Origin of the sequence: Peribacillus sp. FSL P2-0133 (genome assembly GCF_037975445.1) — a bacterium.
Classification (GTDB): Bacteria; Bacillota; Bacilli; order Bacillales; family DSM-1321; genus Peribacillus; species Peribacillus simplex_E.
Genome location: NZ_CP150254.1, coordinates 55,868 through 82,157 on the forward strand (window position 1 = coordinate 55,868; position 26,290 = coordinate 82,157).

Below are 26,290 nucleotides of genomic sequence, written 5' to 3' on the forward strand. Positions count from 1 at the left end.
TCATCATGTCAAATCAGTATTTAGATCCTAATTTAAAAGTATTCTCTTTAAATTCAAACTTCGATTTAGCTCAGGAAATTGCTGCTGCAATCGGTGTTGAACTTGGAAAATGTAGCGTAACAAGTTTCAGTGACGGTGAAGTTCAGATTAATATTGAAGAAAGTATTCGTGGCTGTGACGTTTACGTAATCCAATCAACAAGCCAACCAGTCAATGAAAATTTAATGGAACTTTTAATTATGATCGATGCTCTTAAACGTGCTTCAGCTAAAACGATCAATATTGTAATGCCATATTACGGTTATGCCCGACAAGATCGTAAAGCGCGTGCGCGTGAACCGATTACAGCTAAACTTGTCGCAAATCTTTTAGAAACGGCTGGTGCCCACCGTGTTATCACTTTAGATCTTCACGCACCACAAATTCAAGGTTTCTTCGATATTCTGATCGATCACCTTGTTGCTGTTCCGATTTTAGCTGATTTCTTCAAGGAAAAAGATTTAAGTGATATCGTCATCGTTTCCCCAGATCATGGTGGTGTAACACGTGCCCGTAAAATGGCAGATCGCCTAAAAGCACCGATTGCCATTATCGATAAGCGCCGTCCAAGACCGAACGTGGCTGAAGTCATGAACATTATTGGTAATATTGAAGGGAAGACAGCAATACTGATTGATGACATCATCGATACTGCAGGCACTATTACACTAGCGGCCAATGCCCTTGTGGAGAATGGTGCTAAAGCAGTGTATGCTTGTTGTACACACCCAGTCCTTTCAGGTCCTGCCATCGAAAGGATTCAAAATTCAACGATCAAGGAATTGGTCGTGACTAACTCGATTGCCCTATCTGAAGATAAGAAAATCGATAAAATTACTGGACTTTCTGTAGCACCTTTGATTGCAGAGGCGATTATTCGTGTGCATGAGGAACAATCAGTCAGCACATTATTCGATTGATAACAAAATTAATCAAAACACGGCGGGCCTTCGGGCTCGCCGTATTTTTGTTTGGAATTTTCGAAAAATATTAAATTCTTAGTTGACAGATATGAATACTAATAATAAAATGGCTATACAAATTCAATTCATATTCATGGAATGAAAACCTGTACTAACGCAAGTACATATTGGTTAACGCCGATCGGACTACCGAAGGCTCCTTTTCACTTACCATTGAACATTAGGCATCTTTTTGCCCTATTGTCCTATTGGTGAAGAAAAGGAGCCTTTTATTTTTATATAAATAGTTTAAGAAGGGTGTGCAGAATATGAAGAAAAAACGAAAAATATGGCTGCTGTCCATCTTCAGCATCATCATGCTGATAGTAAGTGCATGCGGGCAGGAAAAGAACAGTTCCACAAGTGCTGATGCAAAAGAATCGGATAAGACCATCCGAATCGGTTATCAAAAATTCGGGACATTAAATATTTTAAAATCAAAAGGGGAGCTGGAAACACATTTAAAGGAAGTGGGATATACAGTCGATTGGACTGAATTCCCTGCAGGACCTCAGCTGCTTGAAGCCTTGAATGTCGGCAGCATTGATTTTGGGCACACAGGGGAGGCACCGCCGATATTTGCACAAGCAGCCAATGCTCCGCTTGTCTATATTGCCAATCAGCCGGCAAACCCATCAGGAGAGGCTATAGTTGTACAAAAGGATTCACCCATTAAAAATGTGAAAGATTTAAAGGGAAAGAAGGTTGGCTTGAATAAAGGTTCCAATGTTCATTATTTATTGGTCAAAGCGTTAGAGGAAGCAGGTCTTACTCTTGATGACATTCAGCCCGTCTACTTGCCACCGGCTGATGCGAGGGCTGCTTTTGAAGGAAACCAAATCGATGCCTGGGTAATATGGGATCCATTTTTATCAGCGGCGGAATTGGAACTTGAAACGAAAACGATTCAGGATGGAGAAGGACTGGTGGCGAATCGGGAATTCTTTTTGGCAACTGATTCATTTGCCGAGAACGAAGAGGCTTTGAAGATTATCAAAGAAGAACTGATAAAAGTTGATAAATGGATTGAAGAAAACCCAAGGGACGTCGCTGAGTTTCTATCTCCGGAAATTGGAATGAGTGTGGAGGCATTGGAAAAAACATTAAATAGAAAAGAATATGGACTTGAGGAGATTTCCAATGGGGTTTTGGATGATCAACAAAAGATTGCCGATACGTTTTACAATCTTAAATTAATCCCAAGCAAGATTAATGTTCTGGATGCATCTGCAGATGTTAAAAAAAATTAAGGGGGAAATGAAAATGAAAGTATTTTGGTTTTTACCATCGCATGGGGAAAGTCGCTATTTAGGATCGACAAAGGGAGGGAGGGCAATCACGCTTCCTTATTTAAAACAAATAGCACAGGCGGTTGATCATTTGGGTTTTGAAGGGGCTTTGCTTCCGACGGGACGGTCTTGTGAGGATGCATGGGTAGTGGGCTCTTCACTGATTTCCGCAACGGAAAGAATGAAATTTCTAGTTGCGATTCGTCCAGGTTTAATGTCGCCAACCTTAGCTGCGCGTATGGCTTCAAGCTTCGACCGGTTGTCGAATGGCCGTCTTTTGATCAATGTGGTAACTGGGGGGGACCCAGTCGAATTGGCAGGTGATGGCGTGTTTCTGAATCATAAGGAACGCTATGAGCAAACAAATGAATTTCTCGATATCTGGAGAAAGGAAATGTCTGGTGAGAGTGTGGACTATGAAGGGGAGCACCTAAAGGTTGAAGGTGGGAATATTCTGTTGTCACCTGTACAAAAACCGTACCCACCGCTCTATTTCGGAGGTTCATCCGATCCAGCCATCGATATTTCGGGAAAGCATATTGATGTGTACTTGACTTGGGGTGAGCCGCCGGAGCAAGTGGCTGAAAAAATTGAAAAGGTACGTAAAAAAGCAGCAGAGTACGGACGTGAAGTCAGATTCGGCATTCGCATGCATGTCATTGTAAGGGAAACGGAAGAAGAAGCTTGGCAGGCAGCGGACGAACTCATTAAATATGTGGATGATGAAATGATTGAAAATTCACAAAAGATTTTTGAAAGGTTTGATTCAGTGGGCCAAAAGCGGATGTCGCAACTCCATAACGGAAACAGGGATTCGCTTGAAATCAGCCCTAACCTTTGGGCAGGAGTAGGTCTAGTGCGCGGGGGCGCCGGTACGGCACTGGTAGGGAGTGCAGAAAATGTTGCTGCCAGAATGAAGGAATATGAAGAAATCGGAATAGAATCCTTTGTTTTATCTGGATACCCTCATCTTGAAGAAGCATACAGAGTTGCGGAATTATTATTCCCTTTACTCCCTGTTGAACGGCTGGAAAGTCCTGTTTCAAAAGCTACGAGCCCATTTGGGGAAATACTGGCAAATGACCACTACCCTACAAAAGGAAGTGAAAATGAAGATGCAGAAAAAATTAAACAAAAAGTTCAATAGGTTCCAACTCATATCTTGGCTTGTGCCCATTCTCCTTTTGGTAACTTGGCAGCTGCTGTCTTTGTGGGGGATTTTGTCGGATCGGATATTGCCTGCCCCGACTGAAGTGTTTCAAGCAGGTGTCGCTTTATTGGAGACAGGTGAACTTATAGATTATATCGGCATCAGTGCCCAGCGTGCCTTCATCGGATTTTTAATAGGCGGGATCATTGGTTTTGTACTAGGTTTATTAAATGGATTATCATCCATTGCTGAAACCTTATTCGATACCTCGCTTCAGATGTTGCGTAACATTCCCCATTTAGCTTTAATACCGCTGGTGATTTTATGGTTTGGTATAGAAGAAGAAGCGAAAATTTTCCTTGTCGCTTTAGGGGTTCTTTTTCCTATCTATCTAAATACATTTCATGGAGTGAAATCGGTGGATAAGGGATTGATCGAAGCAGCGAGGGTTTATGGGTTAAGTGGTTTTTCTTTATTCTGGAATGTTATTCTCCCTGCCGCCTTTCCATCCATTTTGGTGGGTATCCGCTTCTCCCTTGGAATCATGTGGGTCACATTAATTGTCGCAGAAACAATATCCGCTAATTCCGGAATTGGATATATGGCTATGAATGCCCGGGAATTCATGAGGATGGATATTGTTGTTCTTAGTATTCTCTTATATGCCTTATTGGGGAAAATATCGGACGTTGCGGCCAAAATAATCGAAAAAAGATGCTTAAAGTGGCATCCATCATACCAATGAGGAGGTCATTAATATGAAAAATGGAAATTCGTTGGAGTTGCAGGGTGTAAGAAAGGATTTTGGGGAGTTTGAAGTATTAAAGGGGATGGACCTCACATTTAAAAAAGGGGAATTCGTAGCCATTGTCGGTAAGAGTGGATGCGGAAAGAGCACCTTGCTTCGTCTTGTGGCAGGACTGGAAAAGCCGACGGGCGGGCAGATACTGGTGAATGGAAAGCCATTGAAAGGATTAAATAAATCTTCACGTACGATGTTTCAGGATGGAAGGCTTTTTCCTTGGAAAAAAATCCTTGAAAACATTGGTATAGGCTTGAAAGGGGATTGGAAGCCAAATGCCATGGAATTACTGGAGCAAGTGGGCCTTGCAAATCGAGCAAGTGATTGGCCGTCCGTTTTATCCGGTGGGCAAAAGCAAAGGGTTGCATTAGCGAGGGCATTGGTGAACCAACCTGACATTCTCCTTTTGGATGAGCCGTTAGGGGCATTGGATGCTTTGACGAGAATTGGCATGCAAAGGCTCATTGAAGAACTATGGAGGAAAAGGGACTTTACTGCCTTGCTTGTTACACATGATGTTGAAGAAGCCGTAATGCTAGCCGACCGTGTCATATTAATCGAAGAAGGCAAAGTCGTCATGAATAAGGAAATCAATCTGCCTAGACCACGGAAAAAGGATAGTATTCAATATTCATCACTAGCAGCACAAATCCTTAACCGAGTGATGCAAGTTGAGGGAGAAATGGAAAAAAAGGCGGTTCACGCTTGAATTAGAGAAAAAAGATTTTGCGGCGAATACCTATGTTTACCATATGTTTATCCCCTTCTTGGTCCCTTCGGATTTTACCTTTCATGTTTAATGATTCGCCATTTAGGGAAATGTTAAATATAGAGAAACTTGCAATTCATATTCAGGAAGGCGGAGGATGTATGAGTAATATATTAGCTGCAAAAGAACGTACGGATTCAAAACACTCTAATTTAAGGAATTTGAGGGAAAGCGGCGAGATCCCTGCGATAGTATATGGCAATAAAAATGACAGTACGTCCATTTCAGTCAATAATATCGAGCTTCAAAAGACAATCAAGGAAATAGGCCGTAATGGAATCATTTCTTTGGAATTGGAGGGTGCGAGTTATAAAGTCATGCTCTCTGACTATCAAAAGGATCCAATAAAGAACTCCATTTATCATGCAGACTTTTTAATTGTAGATATGTCCGCTCAATTACAAGCGCAAGTTCGCATTAACCTTGTCGGTGTTTGTAAAGGCGTGAAAGACGGTGGGGTCCTTCAGCAGTCACTTCATGAAGTCACGGTTACGGCTAAACCTAATGACATTCCTGACTCCATCGATGTTGACGTTACCGAACTTCAGGTAGGGGATACAATCTACATATCCGATATCCAAACGAATAAACAAGTTACAATCGACAATGATGGTGAAGAAGTTGTTGCATCCGTTTTGGCTCCTCGTCAGGAAGAGGAAATCAGTACAGGTGAACAGCAGGATGGCGGTATCCCTCAAAATGAAGAAGGCAGGGAAACCAAGGCATCACCAGAGTCATGATGCCGGGATTAAACAAGTGAATCGTGATATAATAGGCGTAGCTCTTAACGAGTTACGTCTTTTCAATCTCTGGATGCATCAATTTAAACCGGACCATTTTTTGTAACGGATTCCTTTAATTAGGATTTTTCCTAATTAGTTCTCCTGTCGCTTGCAGGCCAGCTTGAAATTAGGGTACTATTTTTCTAAGACCAATGATCTTGGAAAAACTTCGTCCCAGCGTAACTCCCTAAATAACCGTAATGACGGAGTGTGAATCATGAAAATTATTGTAGGGTTAGGGAACCCAGGTAAACAGTATGAAAAAACCCGGCATAACGTCGGATTTGAAGTAATAGATGAGTTATCCAAAAGATGGTCGATTCCCCTTGATCAAGCAAAACATAAGGGAATATATGGTGCAGGAATGGTAAAGGGAGAAAAAGTTTTATTGCTTAAACCATTAACCTACATGAATTTGTCAGGAGAATCCATTTCGGCTGTCATGCATTTCTTTAAGGTGGATATCGCGGATGTGGTCATTATATATGATGACCTTGATTTGCCTCCAGGGAAGCTTCGCCTTCGTCAAAAAGGTAGTGCAGGAGGTCATAATGGGATAAAATCTTCAATTGCCCATTTGGGTACGCAAGAATTCAATCGAATCAGAATAGGCATTGGCCGCCCGATTGGCCGCATTCCGGTATCTGATTATGTATTGGGGCGTTTTTCGCCTGAAGAATGGGATCATGTCGGGGCAACGATCGAAAAAAGCGCAGCTTCTTGTGAAGCCTGGATGGAAAAGCCATTTATACAGGTCATGAACGAATATAACCAATAAGCAGAGAGTAGATATAAGTAAAGAATAATACTTCCTGTTTCGCTGAATAAAACCCCTCTACTTTTGTACATACTAACACTATTACTAAAATAGGGGGTTACCAAATGGCTCTCCATTATCGATGCCGACATTGCGGAACTAAGCTGGGCTCAATCGAGGCACACTCACTGAGTACGGAGCAGTTAGGTTTTAATCAACTTACCGATGAAGAGCGACAAGAGATGATCGTTTATGATTCTGAAGGGGATATGCATGTAAGGGCGATATGTGAAGATTGCCATGAATCGCTGCAAAGAAACCCTGATTTATATGAAAACGATTATATTATTCATTAGCGGGAGAGGGCTTTGGACAAAATCCAAAGCATTTTTCCGTTTGTCTGGAATGCCAGGGCACATAAAATTGCCGTTAATAAAGAGGACGCTTGGTGAAATGGCCAAGTTCAAATAAAAGGTTTCAAATGGTTTTTCGCACGTTATAGAGAGGGGGGAAAGAAAATGAATGGATTGCAGAACTTGTTCTCCAAACAAGATGATGTTCATTCGTTAATAGCCGGCATCGATGAAGGACTTAAGGAGCAGATCGTCTCTGGTCTGACAGGTTCCTCGAGATCACTATTGCTGGCTTCCGTATATGAAAAGACGAATAGGCCTATTTTATTAGTTACCCATAATTTATTGCAAGCACAAAAATTCCATGAGGACTTATCCAGTTTCATTCCCGAGGAAGAATTATATATATATCCAGCCAATGAATTGATTGCGGCTGATTTGAGTGTTGCCAGCCCGGAATTAAGGGCCCAACGTGTAGAGGCATTGAACTTTTGGGCGGAGGGAAAGAAAGGGATTGTCATTGCGCCAATTCCCGGGGTGCGTCGTGTGCTTCCTCCAAAGGATATTTGGAAGAGGCATCAGCTTATCTTTAATTTAGGGGAAGACATCGAGCTTGAACCAACGCTTAATAAATTCATTGCCATGGGTTATAACCGGTCTGAAATGGTTGCTTCTCCAGGTGAATTCAGTATCAGGGGCGGTATAATCGATATTTATCCGATCACCGAACCTAATCCAATACGAATTGAATTATTCGATACCGAAATAGATTCAATAAGGACCTTTTCAAGCGAAGATCAGCGATCCATAGAGAAACTCAAGAAAGTGACGATTGGTCCCGTCAGTGAGGCTTTGCTAGAGACGGAGCATATCGAAAGAATCATAACAAGGCTCGAGAGCGGATTAAGTAAAAGCTTGAAGAAACTTAAAGACGAGAAAACCAAGGAACAGCTGGTTCAAACGATCAGTTATGAACTTGAACAGCTGAAAATGGGGAATATACCCGACAAAATCTTTAAATACTTAAGTTTAGCGTATGAAGATCCAGCTAGTTTAATAGATTATTTACCGGTAAATGGTTTGGTTTTCTTGGATGAAATCAGTAGAATCCAGGAAATCAATGATTCTTTGGAAAAAGAAGAGGCTGGGTGGTACACGGATCTTTTAAGTCAGGGACAAATTATCCATGACATTAAATTAGCCCATCCCATGCAGGAATTAATAATGAAATCCAGCAGGCCGTTTGTATACCTTTCATTGTTTTTACGGCATGTACCGCATACGAATCCTCAGAATATCCTGAATTTTGCCAGTAAACAAATGCAAAATTTCCATGGACAGATGAATGTATTCAAAGCTGAACTGGAACGTTGGAGAAAAGGGAAATATACAGTCGTCATACTTGGACAGGATGAAGAACGGGTAAAAAAGCTGCATGCGGTTTTAGCCGATTATGATATAGAGGCCGCAGAACTGTTTAATGCGGACAGCATTCTTCCAGGTAAAGTACAGATTTTACGCGGCAGTCTAAATAGCGGCTTTGAATTACCTATGCAAAAATTCAGTATCATTACGGAAACGGAATTGTTTAATAAGAAGTCAAAGAAATCAATACGGAGACAAAAACTATCGAATGCGGAGCGAATCAAGAGTTATTCCGAACTGAAGATCGGTGACTATGTCGTTCATGTTAACCACGGTATCGGTAAATACTTGGGCATTGAAACTCTTACGATAAATGGGGTCCATAAAGATTACCTGAATATTCGTTATCAAGCGGATGACAAATTGTATGTTCCTGTCGACCAAATTGATCTTGTCCAAAAATATGTCGGTTCTGAAGGGAAAGAACCGAAGCTTTATAAGCTAGGCGGAACGGAATGGAAACGTGTCAAAAGTAAGGTTCAATCATCCGTTGAGAACATTGCCGATGATTTAATCAAGTTATACGCAGAAAGGGAAGCGGCAAAGGGCTATGCCTTTTCACCTGATGGTGATATGCAGAGAGAATTCGAAACATCATTCGCTTATAACGAAACGGAAGATCAATTACGTTCCATAGTCGAAATCAAAAAGGATATGGAACGTGAACGGCCAATGGATCGTTTATTATGCGGCGATGTTGGATATGGGAAGACAGAGGTGGCGATCCGGGCCGCTTTTAAAGCCATAATGGATGGCAAGCAGGTAGCATTTCTTGTTCCGACCACAATCCTCGCCCAGCAGCATTATGAAACATTAAGGGAGCGTTTTCAGGATTATCCCATTTCGATTGGTCATATGAGCCGTTTCCGGACTAAAAAACAGCAAACGGAGACGATAAAAGGATTGAAGGCCGGCACGGTGGATATTGTGGTTGGCACACATAGGATTTTATCCAAAGATATCGTGTACCGCGATTTGGGATTGCTTATCATTGATGAAGAACAGCGCTTTGGCGTTACACATAAGGAAAAGATTAAACGGTTAAAAACTAATGTGGATGTACTGACTTTGACTGCGACGCCGATTCCGAGGACCCTTCATATGTCCATGTTGGGCGTGAGGGACCTGTCCGTAATCGAAACTCCGCCTGAAAACAGGTTCCCGATCCAAACTTATGTCATGGAGTATAATGGCTCGTTGGTAACGGAGGCCATAGAACGGGAATTGGCCAGGGGGGGTCAGGTTTATTTCCTTTACAATCGGGTAGAGGATATAGCAAGAAAAGCAGAAGAAATTTCCATGCTGGTGCCCGATGCCCGTGTCACCTATGCTCATGGGCAAATGACAGAGCAAGAACTGGAGGCCGTCATGTTCGGCTTTTTAGAAGGCGAATATGATGTTTTGGTAAGTACAACCATTATAGAGACGGGTGTTGATATCCCGAATGTCAATACGCTTATAGTGAATGAAGCGGATAGAATGGGACTTTCACAGCTCTATCAGCTGCGTGGCCGTGTAGGGCGATCCAACCGGGTGGCATATGCATTCTTCACTTATAGGAAAGATAAAGTGTTGACGGAAGTGGCAGAAAAACGTCTTCAATCCATTAAGGAATTTACAGAATTGGGTTCAGGGTTCAAAATCGCAATGCGTGATTTATCCATCAGGGGAGCTGGAAACATTCTAGGGGCTCAACAACATGGCTTCATCGATTCAGTTGGTTTTGATCTGTATTCACAAATGTTGAAAGAAGCTGTAGATGCGAAACGTAATGACCAACCAGCCGAAGAAAAGAACACCCTGGAAATTGACGTTGAAGTGGATGCTTACATCCCTGATGCCTACATAATGGATGGACATCAGAAAATAGAAATGTATAAAAGGTTCAGAGGGATTGCTTCGCTTGAAGAAGTGGAAGAATTACAGGATGAAATGATCGATCGTTTCGGAGAATATCCAGAAGAAGTTTCCTATTTATTCATGATTGCCGAAATGAAGGTATATGCTGAAAAGGCCGGAATTGAAAGCATTAAACAATTAAAGCAGGAAATCAGCATTCTCCTTAGGGAAAAGGTCAGCAGCGATGTGGATGGACAAAAGGTGTTCGAGCTGGGATCGAAGTATGGCCGTATGGTTGGCTTTGGCATGGACGGCAATCGAATGAAGCTGGTCCTGCACATAAAAGGTGTAGAACAAAGCAAATGGCTTAATATCTTATTTGAGATGGCCAAGGGTTTACAGTATGTAAAAAAAGAGACGCAAGCCACTAAAAACTAAAATTGAATGATTGTCCTCTTGAGAATTTTTTTTAGGTACCATGGTAAAAAAATGCAACAAAAAGAAAAATTTTTTCAAAGTGCATAGAACTTACCATTAGAAAAATACTAAGTACAATAGCTGGTGATGATTTTGCTACAAAATGAGGATTTATCAAATCAATTAGATGAAAGTGAGGCAACATTAGATGAAAGCAACTGGTATCGTTCGCCGAATTGATGATTTAGGAAGAGTCGTCATCCCGAAAGAAATCCGCAGGACCCTCCGTATTCGTGAAGGAGATCCACTGGAAATATTTGTGGATAGAGATGGAGAAGTCATCCTAAAGAAATACTCACCTATCAGTGAATTAGGCGATTTTGCAAGGGAATATGCAGAAGCACTTTATGATAGCCTTGGAAACCCAGTTATGATTTGTGACAGGGATACTTACATTGCAGTTGCAGGCGGCTCCAAAAAAGAATACTTAAATAAAAGCGTTAGTGAACTAGTGGAAAAAATCATGGAAGAAAGAAATCCTGTTTTGGAGTCTCCAAACGGACAAATTTCATTCGTTGATTCCAATGATGAAGAGGTCCAATCTTATACTGCAGCTCCGATCATTGCGAGTGGCGACCCGATTGGTGCCGTCTTGATTTTCTCTAAAGATAGTACCATTGGTGAAGTGGAACAGAAATCGGTTGAAACAGCAGCAAGTTTCCTAGCTAGACAAATGGAACAGTAACCTTGGACATGCCATTATAATTTTTAAGGTGGAAAGGGCAGCAATCGCGCTGTCCTTTTTGCTCTTTCTAAAAGGCTAACCGGATGGGGGCAGACATAAAGAGGCGGAGAATATTCTTCGAGGTGAATATGGAAGCTAATTAACAGTATGGCAGGAATTGAAAAACAACCATTGGAATTATGCTATAATAACTACCACATATGAGTGAAAAGGGGAAAAAGAATGGCTGAAAAGCCTTATAAAACTTCAAATGAACTTTTTCGAGGTGCGCTGATTTTGAGCGCAGCAGCGATTATCGTAAAAGTATTGAGCGCGGCCTATCGCATACCATATCAGAACATTGCGGGTGACATCGGGTTTTATATCTATCAACAGGTTTATCCATTCTACGGTGTTGCCTTTACATTATCAACACTCGGCTTTCCGGTTGTCATATCCAAACTTATTGCAGAACGGGAATCTTCCAAAAATAACTTTGCGGTCAAGGACATTTTAGTGACTTCATTCGTCGTCTTAAGTTCGATAGGAGTCATGATGTTTGCTGCACTATTCCTTGGAGCTGATTTGATTGCAGGATGGATGAAGGATCCGCATTTAGCCGGTTTGCTGAGAATCGTTGCCTATTCCTATCTATTAATGCCGATTTCATCTGTTTTAAGAGGCTATTTTCAAGGAATAAACGACATGCTGCCGACTGCAAGTTCGCAGGTCGCTGAACAATGCATCCGTGTGTTGACGATACTGGTTCTTTCCACAATTTTCGTGTACCAGGGCTACTCTCCTTATGTGGTCGGCGAGGGGGCAGTCCTCGGTTCGATAACCGGCGGCATAACTGGCCTGGTCCTGCTTATTGCTTTCGTTATTTTAAGAGAAGAATGGAAGCTTTTTTTACGAATGAGAATCAAACCGGTACATTTCATCAAAATTTCCAAAGCCCTGATTTTCCAAGGGTTGGCCTTTTGCATAACTGGCTTGATCCTTATCTTGTTTCAGTTTGTCGATTCACTGCACCTGTATTCCCTATTGAGGGAAACGGGAATGGGGGAAAAGGAAGCCAAGGAATGGAAAGGGGTATATGATCGAGGACAGCCGTTGCTTCAGCTAGGTACAGTCGTGGCTAATTCTTTTGCATTGGCGCTTGTACCTATAATATCCGGATTCGTTCAGAGGAAAAGTGAGCATGAATTATTGAATAAGATCAAATTGGCGCTTCGTGTAAGTGCGACGATAGGACTCGCTGCCGCGATTGGCCTGGTGGTGACGATGAAGCCTGTCAATCATATGCTGTTCATGGACACCAAAGGGACGATTACTTTAGCAATTTTCTCTTTATCGATTTTATTCACATCCGTCATAATGGCAGAAGCAGCAGTGATTCAAAGTTTAGGCTATTCGTTCATACCGGTGATCATTACGCTTGTGGGGGTGGGCAGCAAGTGGGCTTTGAATCTTGTTCTAGTGCCCCATTACAAGATCGCGGGAGCAGCCTTGGCAACAGTGCTTGCTTTCATGCTCATGACTGTATTATTTTATGTGGTATTGAGAGTACATATTAAAAAGACATTAATTGAAAAGAAGCACGTGATAATAATCTTGAAGAGTACGGTTTACATGGGTACGGCGGTTGTTTTATTCAATGGCTTATTCGAATTGATGTCCTCAGGCGATAGCCGGTTGTTAGCTACGATCCAAGCTTTGATCGGTGTAGGAATCGGTGCAGCCGTTTTTGTGATGACCGCCCTACGTGCAGGCTTATTTAGTGAAGAAGAACTTTCACTAATACCTGCAGGTTCAAAGCTTAAACGATTTATAATAACGAATAGGAGTATACGAAATCATGAATGAGATTACGATAATAGGCCTTGGTGCAGGCGATTTAGATCAGCTTCCTCTAGGGATTTATAAAAAATTGATACAAACAGAACAATGTTTCGTTAGAACGATTGATCATCCGGTAATCGGGGATTTGAAAAGGGAAGGAATAAATTTCACGGCGTTTGACGGGATATATGAAAAGCACGACCAATTTGAAGCTGTATATGAAGAAATTGCCGGAACATTATTACAAGAGGCTTCGAACCGTTCCGTTCTATACGCAGTTCCGGGGCATCCCATGGTTGCGGAAAAAACGGTGCAGCTTTTGCTCGAAAAGGGTCCGGCTCTTGGAATAGCCATTAAGCTGGAAGGCGGGCAAAGTTTCCTTGATCCCTTGTTTCAGGCTGTTAGAATCGACCCGATTGAAGGGTTTCAGCTATTGGATGGAACAGATCTTTCACCAGATGATTTGCACATTACCCAGCATATGATAATCGGACAGGTATATGACGCATTCAGTGCATCCAATGTGAAGCTGACCTTAATGGAAAAGCTACCGGATGACTACGAGGTATATATCGTTACAGCGGCAGGAAGCAGTCAGGAAAAAGTGACAAAATGTGCTCTCTTCGAACTCGACCGTCAGATGGAGTTAAGTAACTTGACGAGTGTTTATGTCCCTCCTGTTAGCGAAGAAGCTTTACGATATAGGGAGTTTTCTAAGCTGCGGCAGGTCATTGCAGAACTTAGAGGTCCTGACGGATGTCCTTGGGATAAGAAACAAACTCATGAAAGCTTGAAGAAATATCTAATAGAAGAGGCATATGAGCTGATTGATTCCATCGATGAAGAGGACGATGAGGGCATGATTGGTGAACTTGGGGATGTGCTGCTTCAGGTGATGCTTCATTCACAAATCGGTGAAGATGAGGGGATGTTCACGATAGATGATGTGATTGAAGGCATTACGGCAAAAATGATTCGACGCCACCCTCATGTATTTGGAGATGTTGAAGTGAACGGCGAGGAAGATGTATTAGTGAACTGGCAGAAAATCAAAGAAGATGAAAAAGGGAGCGAAACAAAAGCACCGCAATCCATACTGGATGGTATTGAGAAATCGCTGCCAAACTTACTTCGGGCCGAAGAGTATCAAAAAAGGGCTGCCAAGGTTGGATTTGATTGGGATGAGGTTTCCGAAGCCTGGAAAAAGGTAAGGGAAGAAGTGCAGGAATTGGAAGAGGAAATATTAAGCCCGAACAGGGATGTCGAAAGAATAAAATCAGAGCTGGGCGACCTCTTTTTTGCGCTTGTCAACATTTCACGTTATTATGACATACAAGCGGAAGAAGCCGTCTACAAAGCAAACCAGAAATTCCACCAGCGTTTTACATATATAGAAGAGTGCATTCAAAGGGCAAACAAAAAATTTGAGGATTATACATTGGAAGAACTGGATTCATATTGGGATGAAGCAAAAGCTAAAGGACTTTAATTAAGGGAGAGATTTGAATGTCGATGAGATTGGATAAATTCCTAAAAGTTTCAAGGTTGATCAAGCGCCGTACACTTGCGAAGGAGGTTGCGGATAAAGGGAGAATCACGATTAACGGACAACAGGCCAAAGCAAGTTCGAATGTGAAAGATGGCGATGAGTTGACTGTAAGGTTCGGTCAAAAGCTTGTTACGGTCCGTGTCGATAAAATTCAAGAAACGACGAAAAAAGAAGCGGCTGCAGATATGTATACCATCGTAAAGGAAGAAAAGCTAGCGGAGGAGTAAGGACAGGCTTGGTTCTAATTCCACTCTTACGGACATACACTTGTACAAAATCCGTGGTACTGTGAGGGATGAAAAAATGAGCCAATATATTGATCCGAATGCTGGTTACACAAAAGGAACGACCCAAGAGCATGATGTAACGATGAAAGGCCGCCGTTTACTTGATATTACCGGTGTCAAACAAGTTGAAAGTTTCGATAATGAAGAATTTCTGCTCGAAACGTCAATGGGTTTCTTATCTATCCGGGGCCAAAACTTGCAAATGAAGAATTTAGACGTTGATAAAGGCATCGTTTCCATTAAGGGAAAGATTTTCGACCTTGTTTATTTAGATGAGCAATCAGGGGAGAAAGCTAAAGGCTTCTTTGGCAAATTGTTCAAATGACCTTAACGATCCAATTTTATACGTTGCTTGCGATGATAGGCATGGGCAGTGGCTTTGGAGCTGCCCTGGATACGTATAGCCGGTTCCTGAATCGTTCAGAAAGGAAAAGGTGGATTGTATTCATCCATGACTTCCTTTTCTGGATCATTCAGGGTCTCCTTATTTTTTATGTTTTGTTTTTAGTGAATGAGGGAGAGTTTCGCCTCTATTTATTTTTGGCCTTATTATGCGGTTTTTCAGCATATCAAGCACTTTTCAAAGGTTTCTATCAACGTTTATTAGAGTTTTTGATCATACTTGTGATAAAGTTGGCGAGATTTATAGCGAATTCGGTTCACATGCTGATATTTCTACCGATAAAATGGGTATTAGTATCTGTATTGGCCATCATCATCGGGATAGGTAAGTTCGTTTTGGTATTATTAAAATGGGCGGGGAAAATACTTCTCTTTATTTTGACTATATTCTGGAGACCATTAAAATGGATTCTGACTTATATATGGAATTTATTGCCGGTTTTTGTTACGAAAAACGTCGGGAAGTTTTATAATAAAGGAAAAGGGATTTTATTGAAAATAAAGAATTCTATATTTAGAACGCTAAATGGATGGAGAAATAAAAAGAAATGAGGAGCGATAAAAAATGAGTAGCCTGCGTAAAAGGAAAGTGGCAAAAATGGAAAATTCCTACGTCGCTCAACAAGAGAAAAAAGTACAAACCGTAGAAAAAAAGAAGCGTGGTCTAATGCGTAGATTAACCCTTTACTCAGTTTTCGCCGCTGTCTTTTTGATTTTTGCCGTTTCCACCCTCATAACGCAAAATGTTGCACTGGATGAGAAAGTTAAACAAAAGGAAGAATTGAAGGGAAAGTTAGCTGAATTGAAAAAAGACGAGACCCTTCTTAAAGAAGAAATCGTAAAGCTTAATGACGACGACTATATAGCAAAAATAGCCAGACGGGATTATTTCTTATCTGAAAAAGGTGAAATCATTTTTACCCTTCCAAAAGGGAAGGAAGATAGTGACTAATATTGACACTGTTTTTTTACTTTCGTTATAATATAGTGTGAAGAGATTTTTTTAACATTTCTAAGGAGGAACATTTTTTTTATGTCAATCGAAGTAGGCAGCAAGTTACAAGGTAAAGTAACAGGCATAACTAATTTTGGTGCATTTGTAGAGCTACCTCAAGGTTCAACCGGTCTGGTCCATATCAGTGAAGTGGCTGATAACTATGTCAAGGATATCAATGATCATTTAAAAGTGGGCGATACAGTTGAGGTGAAAGTCATCAACGTTAAAGATGGCAAGATTGGCTTGTCCATAAAAAAAGCGATAGACCGTCCTGAAGTTGAGCAAAAACCTGCATACACACCACGTCCGCGCCAAGGAAGAGGGAATGACAGCCGTTCCAAAGACTTCCGCTCGAAAGGTAATGGTTTCCAACCTAAAGAAAACTTTGAGCAAAAAATGGCTAAATTCTTAAAAGATAGCGAAGACCGCTTAACGACCCTTAAACGTAGCACCGAAACGAAACGGGGAGGTCGAGGAGGAAGACGCGGATAAAACTGCTGCTGAAAATAATAGTTTAGCAACTTTTCCTGTGAAATTATTCATAGTGTAGATAAAGGCAAGCTTGCTGGCTTGTCTTCTTTTAATTATCAACGACATAAAAAAAGCGCCTCTGTACACTTACCGATATAAGTGTGCAGAGGCGCTTTTGATATATGATGACCCGTACGGGATTCGAACCCGTGTTACCGCCGTGAAAGGGCGGTGTCTTAACCGCTTGACCAACGGGCCGTGATTTTCATGAGAAAGATAGCGGCAGAGGGGATCGAACCCCCGACCTCACGGGTATGAACCGTACGCTCTAGCCAGCTGAGCTACGCCGCCATAATGGTAAGTGCTACTGAAGCACAAGTTATATCTTACAGTCGTGAAGAAAAAATGTCAACAAAAAAAATAAAGTTTGTCGGTTTCCATTTCCTGATTATTTATTCGTGTTATTTTCCGCAAAAATAACCTAAAAACTTTGCTTTTCTTCAAAAAAAAAAGAACACCTGTTTTCGTATTGAAAAAAAAGGTACAAAAACCTGTATACAAATGATTGTTCAAGAAGAATTTCGTCGAACGTTTTTCTTATCCGCTTATAAAATTCTGACAAAAAAATAGACAAGCCCTCTATATAATAAAAACCACTAATACGAATGGGGTGTTGAAATGGAAAAAGTAGAAAGACCTATGATGGAACCTCTTGGAGATGTTCAATTAAAAGAAGCGAAGGAAGGGGCCATCAATTGGATCCAACAACTGCAAATGAAGTCGGAAGACATATTCATAAAAAAAGGTATCTCTTTAGCAATTATCGGTTTTTTATTAGGACGGGCTTTGATTCTTTCGCAGCTTGCACCATTTGGACTTCCGTTTTTCGCAGCCGTTTTCCTCATGAGGCGTGATAGGGCTCCACTGGCTTTATTCGGATTGATTGCAGGTGGGCTGACCGTTCACTATTCGAATAGTTTAGTCATCTTTGCATCGGCGTTCCTGCTCCTGTTATTTCATAAGATCAAGAGGCCCGCCGTGGAAGGACAATTCAAGACAATGTCGATGTACGTCTTTGCTTCACTATTCCTGGTCAACCTGGCCGAGCAATATCTGGTATTTCGAACGATTCAGCTGTACGACTTGATGATGATAGGGGTAGAGGCGGGACTCGCAATGATTTTAACCTTAATCTTCATACAATCAATCCCGATGCTGACCATTCGGACAAAGTCCCAATCATTAAAGACGGAGGAAATCGTCAGCATCATCATCCTGCTGGCTTCGGTGATGACCGGAACCATCGGCTGGATGATATACGATTTATCACTCGACCATATATTCTCGCGATACCTGGTCCTCCTCTTCGGGCTGGCGGGAGGGGCCGCCATAGGCTCCACTGTAGGTGTAGTTACTGGATTGATATTCAGCTTGGCAAGTATTGCAAGTCTTTATCAAATGAGCCTTCTCGCATTTTCAGGGCTTCTGGGAGGTTTGTTGAAGGAGGGAAGGAAGATAGGGGTTGCTAGCGGCCTCTTGATTGCTACATTACTGATAGGTTTATATGGTGAGGGCACCAATAATATTATGGTGACCCTTTATGAATCACTTATAGCTGTAGCCCTATTTATATTGACACCGTCATCCATAATCAACAAAATAGCGAAACATATACCGGGAACAGTCGAGAATTCTGATGAACAACAGCAGTATGCCCGAAAAGTGAGGGATGTCACCGCTCAAAGGGTGGAGCAATTCTCACATGTATTTGAGGCGCTCTCAAATAGCTTTTCCCAAGTGGATGAAAGGGGGAGATTGGAGGAAGATGAGAAAGAATTCGACTACTTCTTAAGTAATGTAACGGAAAAGACGTGCCAGCTTTGTTTTAAGAAGGAACAATGCTGGTCCAAGAACTTTAATACAACCTATGACGGCATGCAGGAAATTATGCTTCAATTAAGTGAAAATAATGGTCAGCTCCCCCAAAAAACGTCGAAAGAATGGGGGAAATATTGTAGCCGCGGGCCTCAGGTCATTGGGGCGATAGCACAGGAACTTACTTATTTTGAAGCTAACCAAAAATTAAAAAGGCAGGTGAAGGAAAGTCGGAAACTAGTGGCGGATCAACTGCGGGGCGTTTCGGCAGTAATGGATGATTTTGCGAAAGAAATTCAAAGGGAAAGGAAGAATCATCATGTACATGAAGAATCCATTTTGGAAGCCATCCAGGATTTTGGCCTGCACATAGGTCATGTTGAAATATACAGTCTAGAACAAGGAAATGTTGATATAGAGATGAGTGTCCCATACTGCCAGGGCAGAGGGGAATGTGAAAAGTTGATTGCACCCATGCTTTCTGACATTTTAGGTGAAACGATAGTCGTTCATTCAGAAGAGTGTGCAACATATCCAAACGGGCAATGTGAGGTGATATTTAGGTCAGCAAAAAAATTCACGGTCGAAACGGGTGTGGCTCATGCTGCCAAGGGGGGAGGGCTTGTATCAGGAGATAGTTATACGACCATGGAAATTGGCTGCGGCAAATTTGCGATAGCCATCAGTGATGGAATGGGAAATGGGGAAAGGGCCCATTTTGAAAGTACAGAGACATTGAAGCTGCTACAAAAATTTTTACAATCGGGAATAGAAGAAAAAATAGCCATTAAATCCGTAAACTCCGTATTATCTCTACGCACTACCGATGAAATATTTTCGACTCTTGATTTGGCAATGATTGATCTTCAGGACGCAAGGGCTAAGTTTTTAAAAATCTGTTCGATACCGAGTTTCATTAAAAGGGGGGATAGGATAATAAAAATTGAATCAAGTAACCTTCCTATGGGAATCATCCAGGATTTCGATGTTGATGTTGTATCAGAAGAGCTGAAGGCAGGGGACATATTAATCATGATGAGCGATGGTGTGTTCGATGGCCCTTCACATGTCGAAAATATCGAGTTCTGGCTTAAACGAAAAATCAAGGAAATGGAAACAGACGATCCACAGGAAATCTCTGATTTAATATTGGAAGAGGTCATCCGAACAAAAGGGATCATAGATGATGACATGACAGTGGTTACATCGAAAATTAAGCATAACACACCGAAATGGGCATCCATTCCCGTTTCTCCAAAACGTAAAAAGGCCCAGTAGGGGCCGTTTATATAAATAATATAAATAAAATAAATAAAACCAAAATGAGGTGGAGAAATGGAAGACGGATAAAAGGTAAAGGGTTGAACTCTTTTCAATCACTTCACTCCATGATGTGACTTGATGCGATGTCCTTGGCGTATAATTTCCCCTTTTTTAGTCAATTATGGTAACAAATTGATAGGAAGGGAGAGCAAAACATGAAAGCAGGAACATTAAGACAGATTTTGCTTATAACCGACGGATGTTCAAATCATGGTGAAGAACCGTCTGCCATGGCTGAATTAGCAAGGGAGCAAGGCATAACCATCAATGTCATAGGTGTCATGGAAAATGATGTGATAGATGAAAAAGGGCTTAAGGAAATTGAGAAGATTGCTGGTTCTGGAGGTGGCGTAAGTCAAATAGTCTATGCTCAGCAGTTGTCCCAAACCGTCCAAATGGTGACTCAAAAGGCAATGACTCAAACTATACAGGGAGTTATCAATCGTGAACTTCAACAAATACTTGGAGATTCAAAAACGATGGAGGATCTTCCGCCTGATAAACGAGGAGAAGTGATGGAGGTGGTCGATGAGCTTGGGGAAACAAGCAAGCTCGAAGTACTGATTCTTGTTGATACAAGTGCAAGCATGAAACATAAACTGCCTACAGTAAAAGATTCCTTATTAGATCTTTCCCTTAGTATGAATGCAAGAATGGGTGACAGCCGTTTTTCCGTATTCGTATTTCCTGGGAAAAGAAATGACGTTGAAAAGTTGCTGGATTGGACCCCGAACCTTGAAGCCTTGACGGCAACTTTTCCTAAGCTTAGTACAGGGGGACTCACTCCGACAGGTCCGGCCATTCGTGAAGCTTTGACATATTTCAATAAAAAACGTTCATTGAGGGGATTGTTATCACATGATGATGAACAATACTTTGAGGAATCAATGTAAACTCCTGCCTGGCAGTTTGGTCACTGGAAAATGGAATAAAAATCAGTACAAAATAATTAAGGAATTGGGGTGTGGAGCGAACGGGATCGTCTATTTGGTTGAAAGCGGAAATCGTCATTATGCTTTAAAGCTCAGTGATAATGGGACGTCCATTATTTCGGAGATGAATATCCTAAAATCCTTTTCAAAGGTCCAGGGGTCTACCCTTGGGCCTTCCTTTTTGGAAGCGGATGATTTCATGAAAACAGGAAAGCAGCTCCCTTTTTATGTCATGGAATATATCCACGGACACGATTTTTTGCGTTTCATCGATAAAAAAGGGTCATCATGGATTGGAGTCTTAATGCTTCAGCTTTTAACAAGCTTGTCTGCCTTGCATACCAATGGATGGGTGTTCGGGGATTTAAAACCTGAGAATTTGATCGTGACTTCACCAGCCTATAAGGTACGGTGCGTGGATGTTGGCGGAACCACCTTAATCGGGCGATCTGTTAAAGAATTCACTGAGTTCTTTGACAGGGGTTACTGGGGACTTGGATCAAGAAAGGCCGATCCGCAATATGACTTGTTCGCTGTGGCGATGATTATAATCAATTCGGCCTATCCTGGACGTTTCCACAAGAAAGGGGAGGGGTATAGACAGCTTAACGACCTGATTAAGCAGAAAAAGGAATTGAACCCGTATAGGAAGATGCTAGATAAAGCACTCCACGGGCAGTATGATTCAGCCCTCCAAATGCGGGAGGATTTGGTCACGGTTCTAAGTAAGCAAAATCATTCGAAGAAAAAGGGCCAGACTCAGGCAGCGGCGGGTCAGCCGCAAACAATACAACCTGCAACGAGACAAGCAAGAAGGTCCCAAAACCGTTCAAAAAAGAAAAGTGGCGGATTTTTTGAAACTTTTTTGCTGGTTGCCATCATATCGATGCTCTATGTTCTATACATATATGAACAGTTGTTATGATATAGTTATTAGGTGAATGCCATGGAATAGTTGAAACCATTTCATGATTGAATCGTATAAAACTAATGCCTGTTCATAAAGAAGGAAGATTGTATGTTAAAGGAAAAAGTTCTGAGCACCATTTATAGAAACGAATTGATTAAGGAACACTCGAAGTTGCTAATAGGCGTTTCCGGAGGACCGGACTCATTGGTGCTTCTCCATATCCTTAAGGAAATTCAACCTCTTTTTCATTACGAGATGATCGTTGCAAGTGTTGACCATATGTTTCGAGGGGAAGAATCCTATGAGGATTACAAATATGTCGAGCATATTTGTGAACGGTGGGGCATTACATTCGAGGGGAAAAGGATCGATGTTCCTGCCCGGATGGAGCAGACGGGGGAAAGTTCACAAATAACGTCAAGAAAGTTGCGTTTTGCTTTCTATGAAGAAATGATGGATAAGCATCAAGCCTCCACGCTTGTCCTGGGGCATCATGGAGATGATCAAATAGAAACGATGCTCATGCGTTTAACAAGAGGGGCGACAGGTAAGGCAAGAGCAGGAATTCCTATAAAGAGACGGTTCCATACCGGGAATCTGATCAGGCCTTTTCTTGAGATCACGAAAAGCCAAATAATCGAATATGCGGGCCTTCATAATATTGAACCAAGGTTTGATCCGAGCAATGAAACGGGTGTCTATGCAAGAAATCGTTTTAGACATGAAATCCTTCCATTTTTAAAGAAAGAAAATAGAAAGGTTCATGAGCATTTTCAACGATTCAGTGAAGAGCTTTATGAAGATGAAGAGTTTTTTTTGAACATGGTTTCAAGCAAAATGTCCGAGGTTTGGATCCAACAGGATAAAGATCAAGCGGTTATTCAGATTGATAAGGTTCTCGCGATGCCTAAACCTTTACAAAGAAGGGCGATTCAACTAATATTAAACTATCTTTATTTGGAGAGACCTTCATCGCTTTCGGCATTACATATTGACCAACTTTTAGTTTTGTTTTTGAATCCTCAACCATCTGCAGAATTGCATCTTCCGGAGGGCCTTATTGCGGAAAAATCATATCAAATTTGCACTTTTAGATTTTTTCGGCAAAAAAGCCTTAAATATTCCCTTAATTTACAAATTCCCGGTGAGACTATTCTTCCGAATGGATATAAGATTAAAGCGCACTATATAAAAGAAGAAATTCCGGTACTTAGAGGAAATCATTCTTTTATTCTTCCCGAATCAGCTGTTCAGTTTCCTCTTACAGTCCGAACCAGGAATGAAGGCGAACGGATGGCCGTCAAGGGATTGGGTGGAACTAAAAAGTTAAAGGATATTTTTATCAATGAAAAGATCCCGATGCTAGAAAGAAATGTGTGGCCGGTCATCATCGATCAAACGGGAACGGCCATTTGGCTACCTGGTTTAAAGAAATCGAATATTGAGCCGGATATAATTTCTGATGAAAAATCTTTAATCTACTTAGAATATAAAAAAGCTTAATTCTTCTTGGGGGGCAATTAATTACAATGACCATGCAAAACGACATTGAAAAGGTTTTAATATCGGAGGAAGAACTTCAAAAAAAAATCAGGGAATTGGGTGCGCAGCTTGAAGCTGATTACCAAGGTAAGTTCCCGTTGGCCATCGGAGTGCTGAAAGGCGCCATGCCATTTATGTCAGATCTACTGAAACGTGTGGATACACATCTTGAAATGGACTTTATGGATGTTTCAAGCTATGGTAACTCCACTGTATCTTCCGGTGAAGTGAAAATCATCAAAGATCTTGATACATCGGTTGAAGGCCGGGATATTTTAATCATCGAAGATATTATCGACAGCGGTTTGACTCTTAGCTATCTTGCGGAACTTTTCCGTTATCGAAAAGCAAAATCAATTAAAATCGTTACCTTATTGGATAAACCAACAGGCAGGAAAGCGGATATCACTCCGGATTATGCCGGGTTCATCGTTCCGGATGCATTTGTTGTCGGATATGGTCTTGATTTTGCGGAAAAGTATCGTAATCTCCCGTATATTGGCATATTGAAGCCTGAAATTTACTCGAATTAATCGTACCTGTTTGAAAGAAAAGACCAGATAAAAACAGCGGTGTTAAATTATTGTAATTCATTAATTTTGTATGATAGTATTTACTATAGTTTGTTTACCCGTGGGAGGAGGTAAGGGATGAATCGGATCTTCCGTAATACCATATTTTATTTACTGATCTTTTTGGTCATCATTGGGATTGTAAGCATTTTTAATAATAACAATGAACCAACGGAGAAAATGACCCAAGATGAATTCTATAAGCATTTGGAGAATGGGGATGTTACTGCACTGACGATGCAGCCCGAAAGCAGTGTATTTGAAATCACAGGAAAGCTCAAAGGTTATGAGGAAAACAAATTCTTTGTGACGTACGTGCCTTTCAGTGAATATTCTCAAAGTAGAATCAATGATGCCGTAACCAAATTGGGTAAGGACATCATCACTGTTGAACCTCCAGAAAAAACAAGTGGCTGGGTGACATTTTTCACTTCCATCATTCCATTTGTAATCATTTTTATCCTCTTCTTCTTTTTACTTAACCAAGCTCAGGGCGGCGGTGGTGGCCGCGTCATGAACTTCGGGAAAAGTAAGGCGAAATTGTATAATGATGATAAGAAAAAAGTACGCTTCAATGATGTTGCCGGAGCGGACGAAGAAAAGCAGGAACTTGTCGAGGTTGTTGAATTCTTGAAAGATCCTCGCAAATATGCCGAGCTTGGAGCCCGTATTCCTAAAGGGGTACTTTTAGTTGGGCCTCCTGGTACAGGTAAAACTTTACTTGCACGAGCAGTGGCTGGTGAAGCCGGAACTCCTTTCTTCTCAATCAGTGGTTCTGATTTTGTTGAAATGTTTGTGGGCGTCGGTGCATCCCGTGTTCGTGATTTGTTTGAAAATGCTAAGAAGAATGCACCATGTATCATCTTTATCGATGAAATTGATGCAGTCGGACGTCAACGTGGCGCAGGTCTTGGTGGCGGTCACGATGAACGTGAACAGACATTGAACCAACTACTGGTGGAAATGGATGGTTTCGGTGGTAATGAAGGAATCATAATCATCGCCGCGACTAACCGTGCTGATGTATTGGATCCAGCTTTATTGCGTCCAGGACGTTTTGACCGTCAAATAACGGTAGGCCGCCCTGATGTTAAGGGCCGTGAAGAAGTTCTGAAGGTGCATGCACGTAATAAACCATTAGCAGAAACGGTCGATTTGAAAGCGATCGCTCAGCGTACTCCAGGATTTTCTGGTGCAGATCTTGAAAACTTACTGAATGAAGCGGCGCTTGTAGCTGCTCGTCAAGATAAGAAGAAGATCGACATGTCCGATTTGGATGAAGCTTCGGATCGCGTTATCGCTGGACCTGCCAAGAAAAACCGTGTCATTTCCAAAAAGGAAAGAAATATCGTAGCGTGGCATGAAGCAGGCCATACCATTATTGGATTGGTTCTGGATGATGCCGAAGTCGTTCATAAAGTTACGATTGTCCCTCGTGGTCAAGCTGGCGGTTATGCAGTTATGCTGCCGAAAGAAGATCGTTTCTTCATGACGGAACCTGAGCTTAAAGATAAAATCGTAGGTCTATTGGGTGGCCGTGTAGCCGAAGAAGTTACATTCGGAGAAGTGAGTACCGGTGCGCATAACGACTTCCAACGTGCAACGGGCATAGCTCGGAGCATGGTTATGGAATATGGCATGAGTAAACTCGGACCACTTCAATTTGGTAATTCACAAGGTCAGGTCTTCCTAGGCCGAGATTTCAACAATGATCAAAACTATTCAGATGCAATAGCATATGAAATTGATCTTGAAATTCAACGTATCATCAAGGAAGCTTACGAAAGATGTAAGACGATTCTTACTGAAAATCGTGAAAAACTTGATTTGGTTGCAAAAACCTTGCTTGAAGTGGAAACACTTGATGCTGAACAAATCAAAAGTTTATTCCATAATGGTAAATTGCCAGAACGGGATTATACAGCCCTTAATGGGAATTTAACCACTGATGAGAATGTCAAGGTGAACATCAATACGAAGAAGGAAGAAAAAGAGGCCCTATTAGATCCATTGGATAAGAGAGGACCTGAGGACCTTGAAATAACGGAGGAAGGATTGAATACTCCTCCAATCAAAGAAGGTGCGCCTCAAGATCAGCCGCTTTCCTTCCCGAACGAAGATGACAATAAAAAGTCTTAAGTTGACTGAATTCAAAAGGGTATTTCCGCCTCGGAAATACCCTTTTCTTCACTCTTGAATTAAATATGATGAAGTTTCTGGGATACCTTTCGAAAAGTGCGACTAATAGCGTGGTAAAATAACAGTGTGGTATGATGTTGG

Annotated in this window: 23 protein-coding genes and 2 tRNA genes; 23 read left to right on the top strand and 2 right to left on the bottom strand. The window is 41.5% G+C overall.

Translation table 11 applies throughout. From position 1 onward, the window contains the following. Positions 1-5: 5 nt before the first annotated feature. The 17 genes from MKY17_RS00305 to MKY17_RS00385 all read left to right on the top strand — a co-directional run bounded on the left by MKY17_RS00305 (position 6) and on the right by MKY17_RS00385 (position 16,877). Positions 6-959: a ribose-phosphate diphosphokinase gene (locus MKY17_RS00305; RefSeq protein ID WP_057276495.1), complete on the top strand. Its 954-nt coding sequence runs from the start codon at positions 6-8 to the stop codon at positions 957-959. A 311-nt stretch (positions 960-1,270) separates the two neighbouring features. Further along, complete coding sequence (locus MKY17_RS00310; protein WP_098372660.1) at positions 1,271-2,251, top strand: sulfonate ABC transporter substrate-binding protein; 981 nt, start codon at positions 1,271-1,273, stop codon at positions 2,249-2,251. Positions 2,252-2,264: 13 nt separating this feature from the next. After that, the gene (gene ssuD, locus MKY17_RS00315; protein WP_098372682.1) at positions 2,265-3,437 is read left to right on the top strand and encodes an FMNH2-dependent alkanesulfonate monooxygenase; all 1,173 of its coding nucleotides are present in this window, start codon (positions 2,265-2,267) and stop codon (positions 3,435-3,437) included. Next, positions 3,400-4,185 (top strand): aliphatic sulfonate ABC transporter permease SsuC, encoded by a 786-nt coding sequence (gene ssuC / locus MKY17_RS00320; protein ID WP_098372661.1) that lies wholly within the window; start codon positions 3,400-3,402, stop codon positions 4,183-4,185. Before ssuD ends, ssuC begins: the two co-directional genes overlap by 38 nt. 13 nt (positions 4,186-4,198) lie before the next feature. Further along, on the top strand, positions 4,199-4,951 hold the full coding sequence (locus MKY17_RS00325) for an ATP-binding cassette domain-containing protein (RefSeq protein ID WP_098372662.1): 753 nt from the start codon (positions 4,199-4,201) through the stop codon (positions 4,949-4,951). A 161-nt stretch (positions 4,952-5,112) separates the two neighbouring features. After that, positions 5,113-5,751 carry a 50S ribosomal protein L25/general stress protein Ctc gene (locus tag MKY17_RS00330; protein WP_098372663.1) on the top strand — a complete coding sequence of 213 codons (639 nt, stop codon included), beginning with the start codon at positions 5,113-5,115 and terminating at the stop codon, positions 5,749-5,751. A 259-nt stretch (positions 5,752-6,010) separates the two neighbouring features. Next, positions 6,011-6,571 carry an aminoacyl-tRNA hydrolase gene (gene pth, locus MKY17_RS00335; protein ID WP_098372664.1) on the top strand — a complete coding sequence of 187 codons (561 nt, stop codon included), beginning with the start codon at positions 6,011-6,013 and terminating at the stop codon, positions 6,569-6,571. A gap of 104 nt (positions 6,572-6,675) precedes the next feature. Beyond that, positions 6,676-6,906, top strand: a complete 231-nt coding sequence (locus tag MKY17_RS00340; RefSeq protein WP_034316319.1) for an anti-sigma-F factor Fin family protein — start codon at positions 6,676-6,678, stop codon at positions 6,904-6,906. Between the two features lie 162 nt (positions 6,907-7,068). Next, entirely contained in the window at positions 7,069-10,605 is a 3,537-nt protein-coding gene (gene mfd / locus MKY17_RS00345) for a transcription-repair coupling factor (RefSeq protein WP_339201199.1), read from the top strand. 187 nt (positions 10,606-10,792) lie between these two features. Further along, complete coding sequence (gene spoVT / locus MKY17_RS00350; RefSeq protein WP_063235918.1) at positions 10,793-11,329, top strand: stage V sporulation protein T; 537 nt, start codon at positions 10,793-10,795, stop codon at positions 11,327-11,329. A 222-nt stretch (positions 11,330-11,551) separates the two neighbouring features. Beyond that, complete coding sequence (locus tag MKY17_RS00355; RefSeq protein WP_339201200.1) at positions 11,552-13,174, top strand: polysaccharide biosynthesis protein; 1,623 nt, start codon at positions 11,552-11,554, stop codon at positions 13,172-13,174. Next, on the top strand, positions 13,167-14,639 hold the full coding sequence (mazG, locus tag MKY17_RS00360; RefSeq protein ID WP_141993372.1) for a nucleoside triphosphate pyrophosphohydrolase: 1,473 nt from the start codon (positions 13,167-13,169) through the stop codon (positions 14,637-14,639). The genes MKY17_RS00355 and mazG overlap by 8 nt, the downstream gene beginning before the upstream one ends. Before the next feature lie 23 nt (positions 14,640-14,662). After that, positions 14,663-14,926 (top strand): RNA-binding S4 domain-containing protein, encoded by a 264-nt coding sequence (locus tag MKY17_RS00365; protein ID WP_034316386.1) that lies wholly within the window; start codon positions 14,663-14,665, stop codon positions 14,924-14,926. 76 nt (positions 14,927-15,002) lie between these two features. Then, a complete protein-coding gene (yabP, locus tag MKY17_RS00370; protein ID WP_034316308.1) occupies positions 15,003-15,311 on the top strand; it encodes a sporulation protein YabP in 309 nt (102 codons plus the stop codon). Next, positions 15,308-15,940, top strand: a complete 633-nt coding sequence (yabQ, locus tag MKY17_RS00375; RefSeq protein ID WP_098372668.1) for a spore cortex biosynthesis protein YabQ — start codon at positions 15,308-15,310, stop codon at positions 15,938-15,940. The genes yabP and yabQ overlap by 4 nt, the downstream gene beginning before the upstream one ends. A 13-nt stretch (positions 15,941-15,953) precedes the next feature. Next, entirely contained in the window at positions 15,954-16,340 is a 387-nt protein-coding gene (locus tag MKY17_RS00380; protein WP_098372669.1) for a septum formation initiator family protein, read from the top strand. An 81-nt stretch (positions 16,341-16,421) separates the two neighbouring features. Then, complete coding sequence (locus MKY17_RS00385; RefSeq protein WP_034316303.1) at positions 16,422-16,877, top strand: S1 domain-containing RNA-binding protein; 456 nt, start codon at positions 16,422-16,424, stop codon at positions 16,875-16,877. Positions 16,878-17,042: 165 nt separating this feature from the next. On the opposite strand, the gene MKY17_RS00390 is transcribed toward MKY17_RS00385, so the two are convergent. After that, positions 17,043-17,114: transfer RNA gene (locus tag MKY17_RS00390), tRNA-Glu, on the bottom strand. 19 nt (positions 17,115-17,133) lie between these two features. Then, a tRNA-Met gene (locus tag MKY17_RS00395) sits at positions 17,134-17,207 on the bottom strand. A 327-nt stretch (positions 17,208-17,534) separates the two neighbouring features. Here MKY17_RS00395 and spoIIE point away from each other — a divergent pair. The 6 genes from spoIIE (at position 17,535) to ftsH (ending at position 26,149) form a co-directional block, all read left to right on the top strand. Then, on the top strand, positions 17,535-20,009 hold the full coding sequence (gene spoIIE, locus MKY17_RS00400) for a stage II sporulation protein E (RefSeq protein ID WP_098372670.1): 2,475 nt from the start codon (positions 17,535-17,537) through the stop codon (positions 20,007-20,009). A gap of 200 nt (positions 20,010-20,209) precedes the next feature. Continuing rightward, positions 20,210-20,947, top strand: a complete 738-nt coding sequence (locus MKY17_RS00405) for a VWA domain-containing protein (protein WP_063235926.1) — start codon at positions 20,210-20,212, stop codon at positions 20,945-20,947. Beyond that, positions 20,913-21,911 carry a protein kinase family protein gene (locus tag MKY17_RS00410; RefSeq protein ID WP_339201203.1) on the top strand — a complete coding sequence of 333 codons (999 nt, stop codon included), beginning with the start codon at positions 20,913-20,915 and terminating at the stop codon, positions 21,909-21,911. Before MKY17_RS00405 ends, MKY17_RS00410 begins: the two co-directional genes overlap by 35 nt. 93 nt (positions 21,912-22,004) lie before the next feature. Further along, positions 22,005-23,399, top strand: a complete 1,395-nt coding sequence (tilS, locus tag MKY17_RS00415; RefSeq protein ID WP_098372671.1) for a tRNA lysidine(34) synthetase TilS — start codon at positions 22,005-22,007, stop codon at positions 23,397-23,399. A gap of 32 nt (positions 23,400-23,431) precedes the next feature. After that, the gene (gene hpt, locus MKY17_RS00420) at positions 23,432-23,971 is read left to right on the top strand and encodes a hypoxanthine phosphoribosyltransferase (protein WP_076373001.1); all 540 of its coding nucleotides are present in this window, start codon (positions 23,432-23,434) and stop codon (positions 23,969-23,971) included. Positions 23,972-24,088: 117 nt separating this feature from the next. Next, entirely contained in the window at positions 24,089-26,149 is a 2,061-nt protein-coding gene (gene ftsH / locus MKY17_RS00425; RefSeq protein WP_098372672.1) for an ATP-dependent zinc metalloprotease FtsH, read from the top strand. The last annotated feature ends 141 nt before the right edge of the window (positions 26,150-26,290 follow it).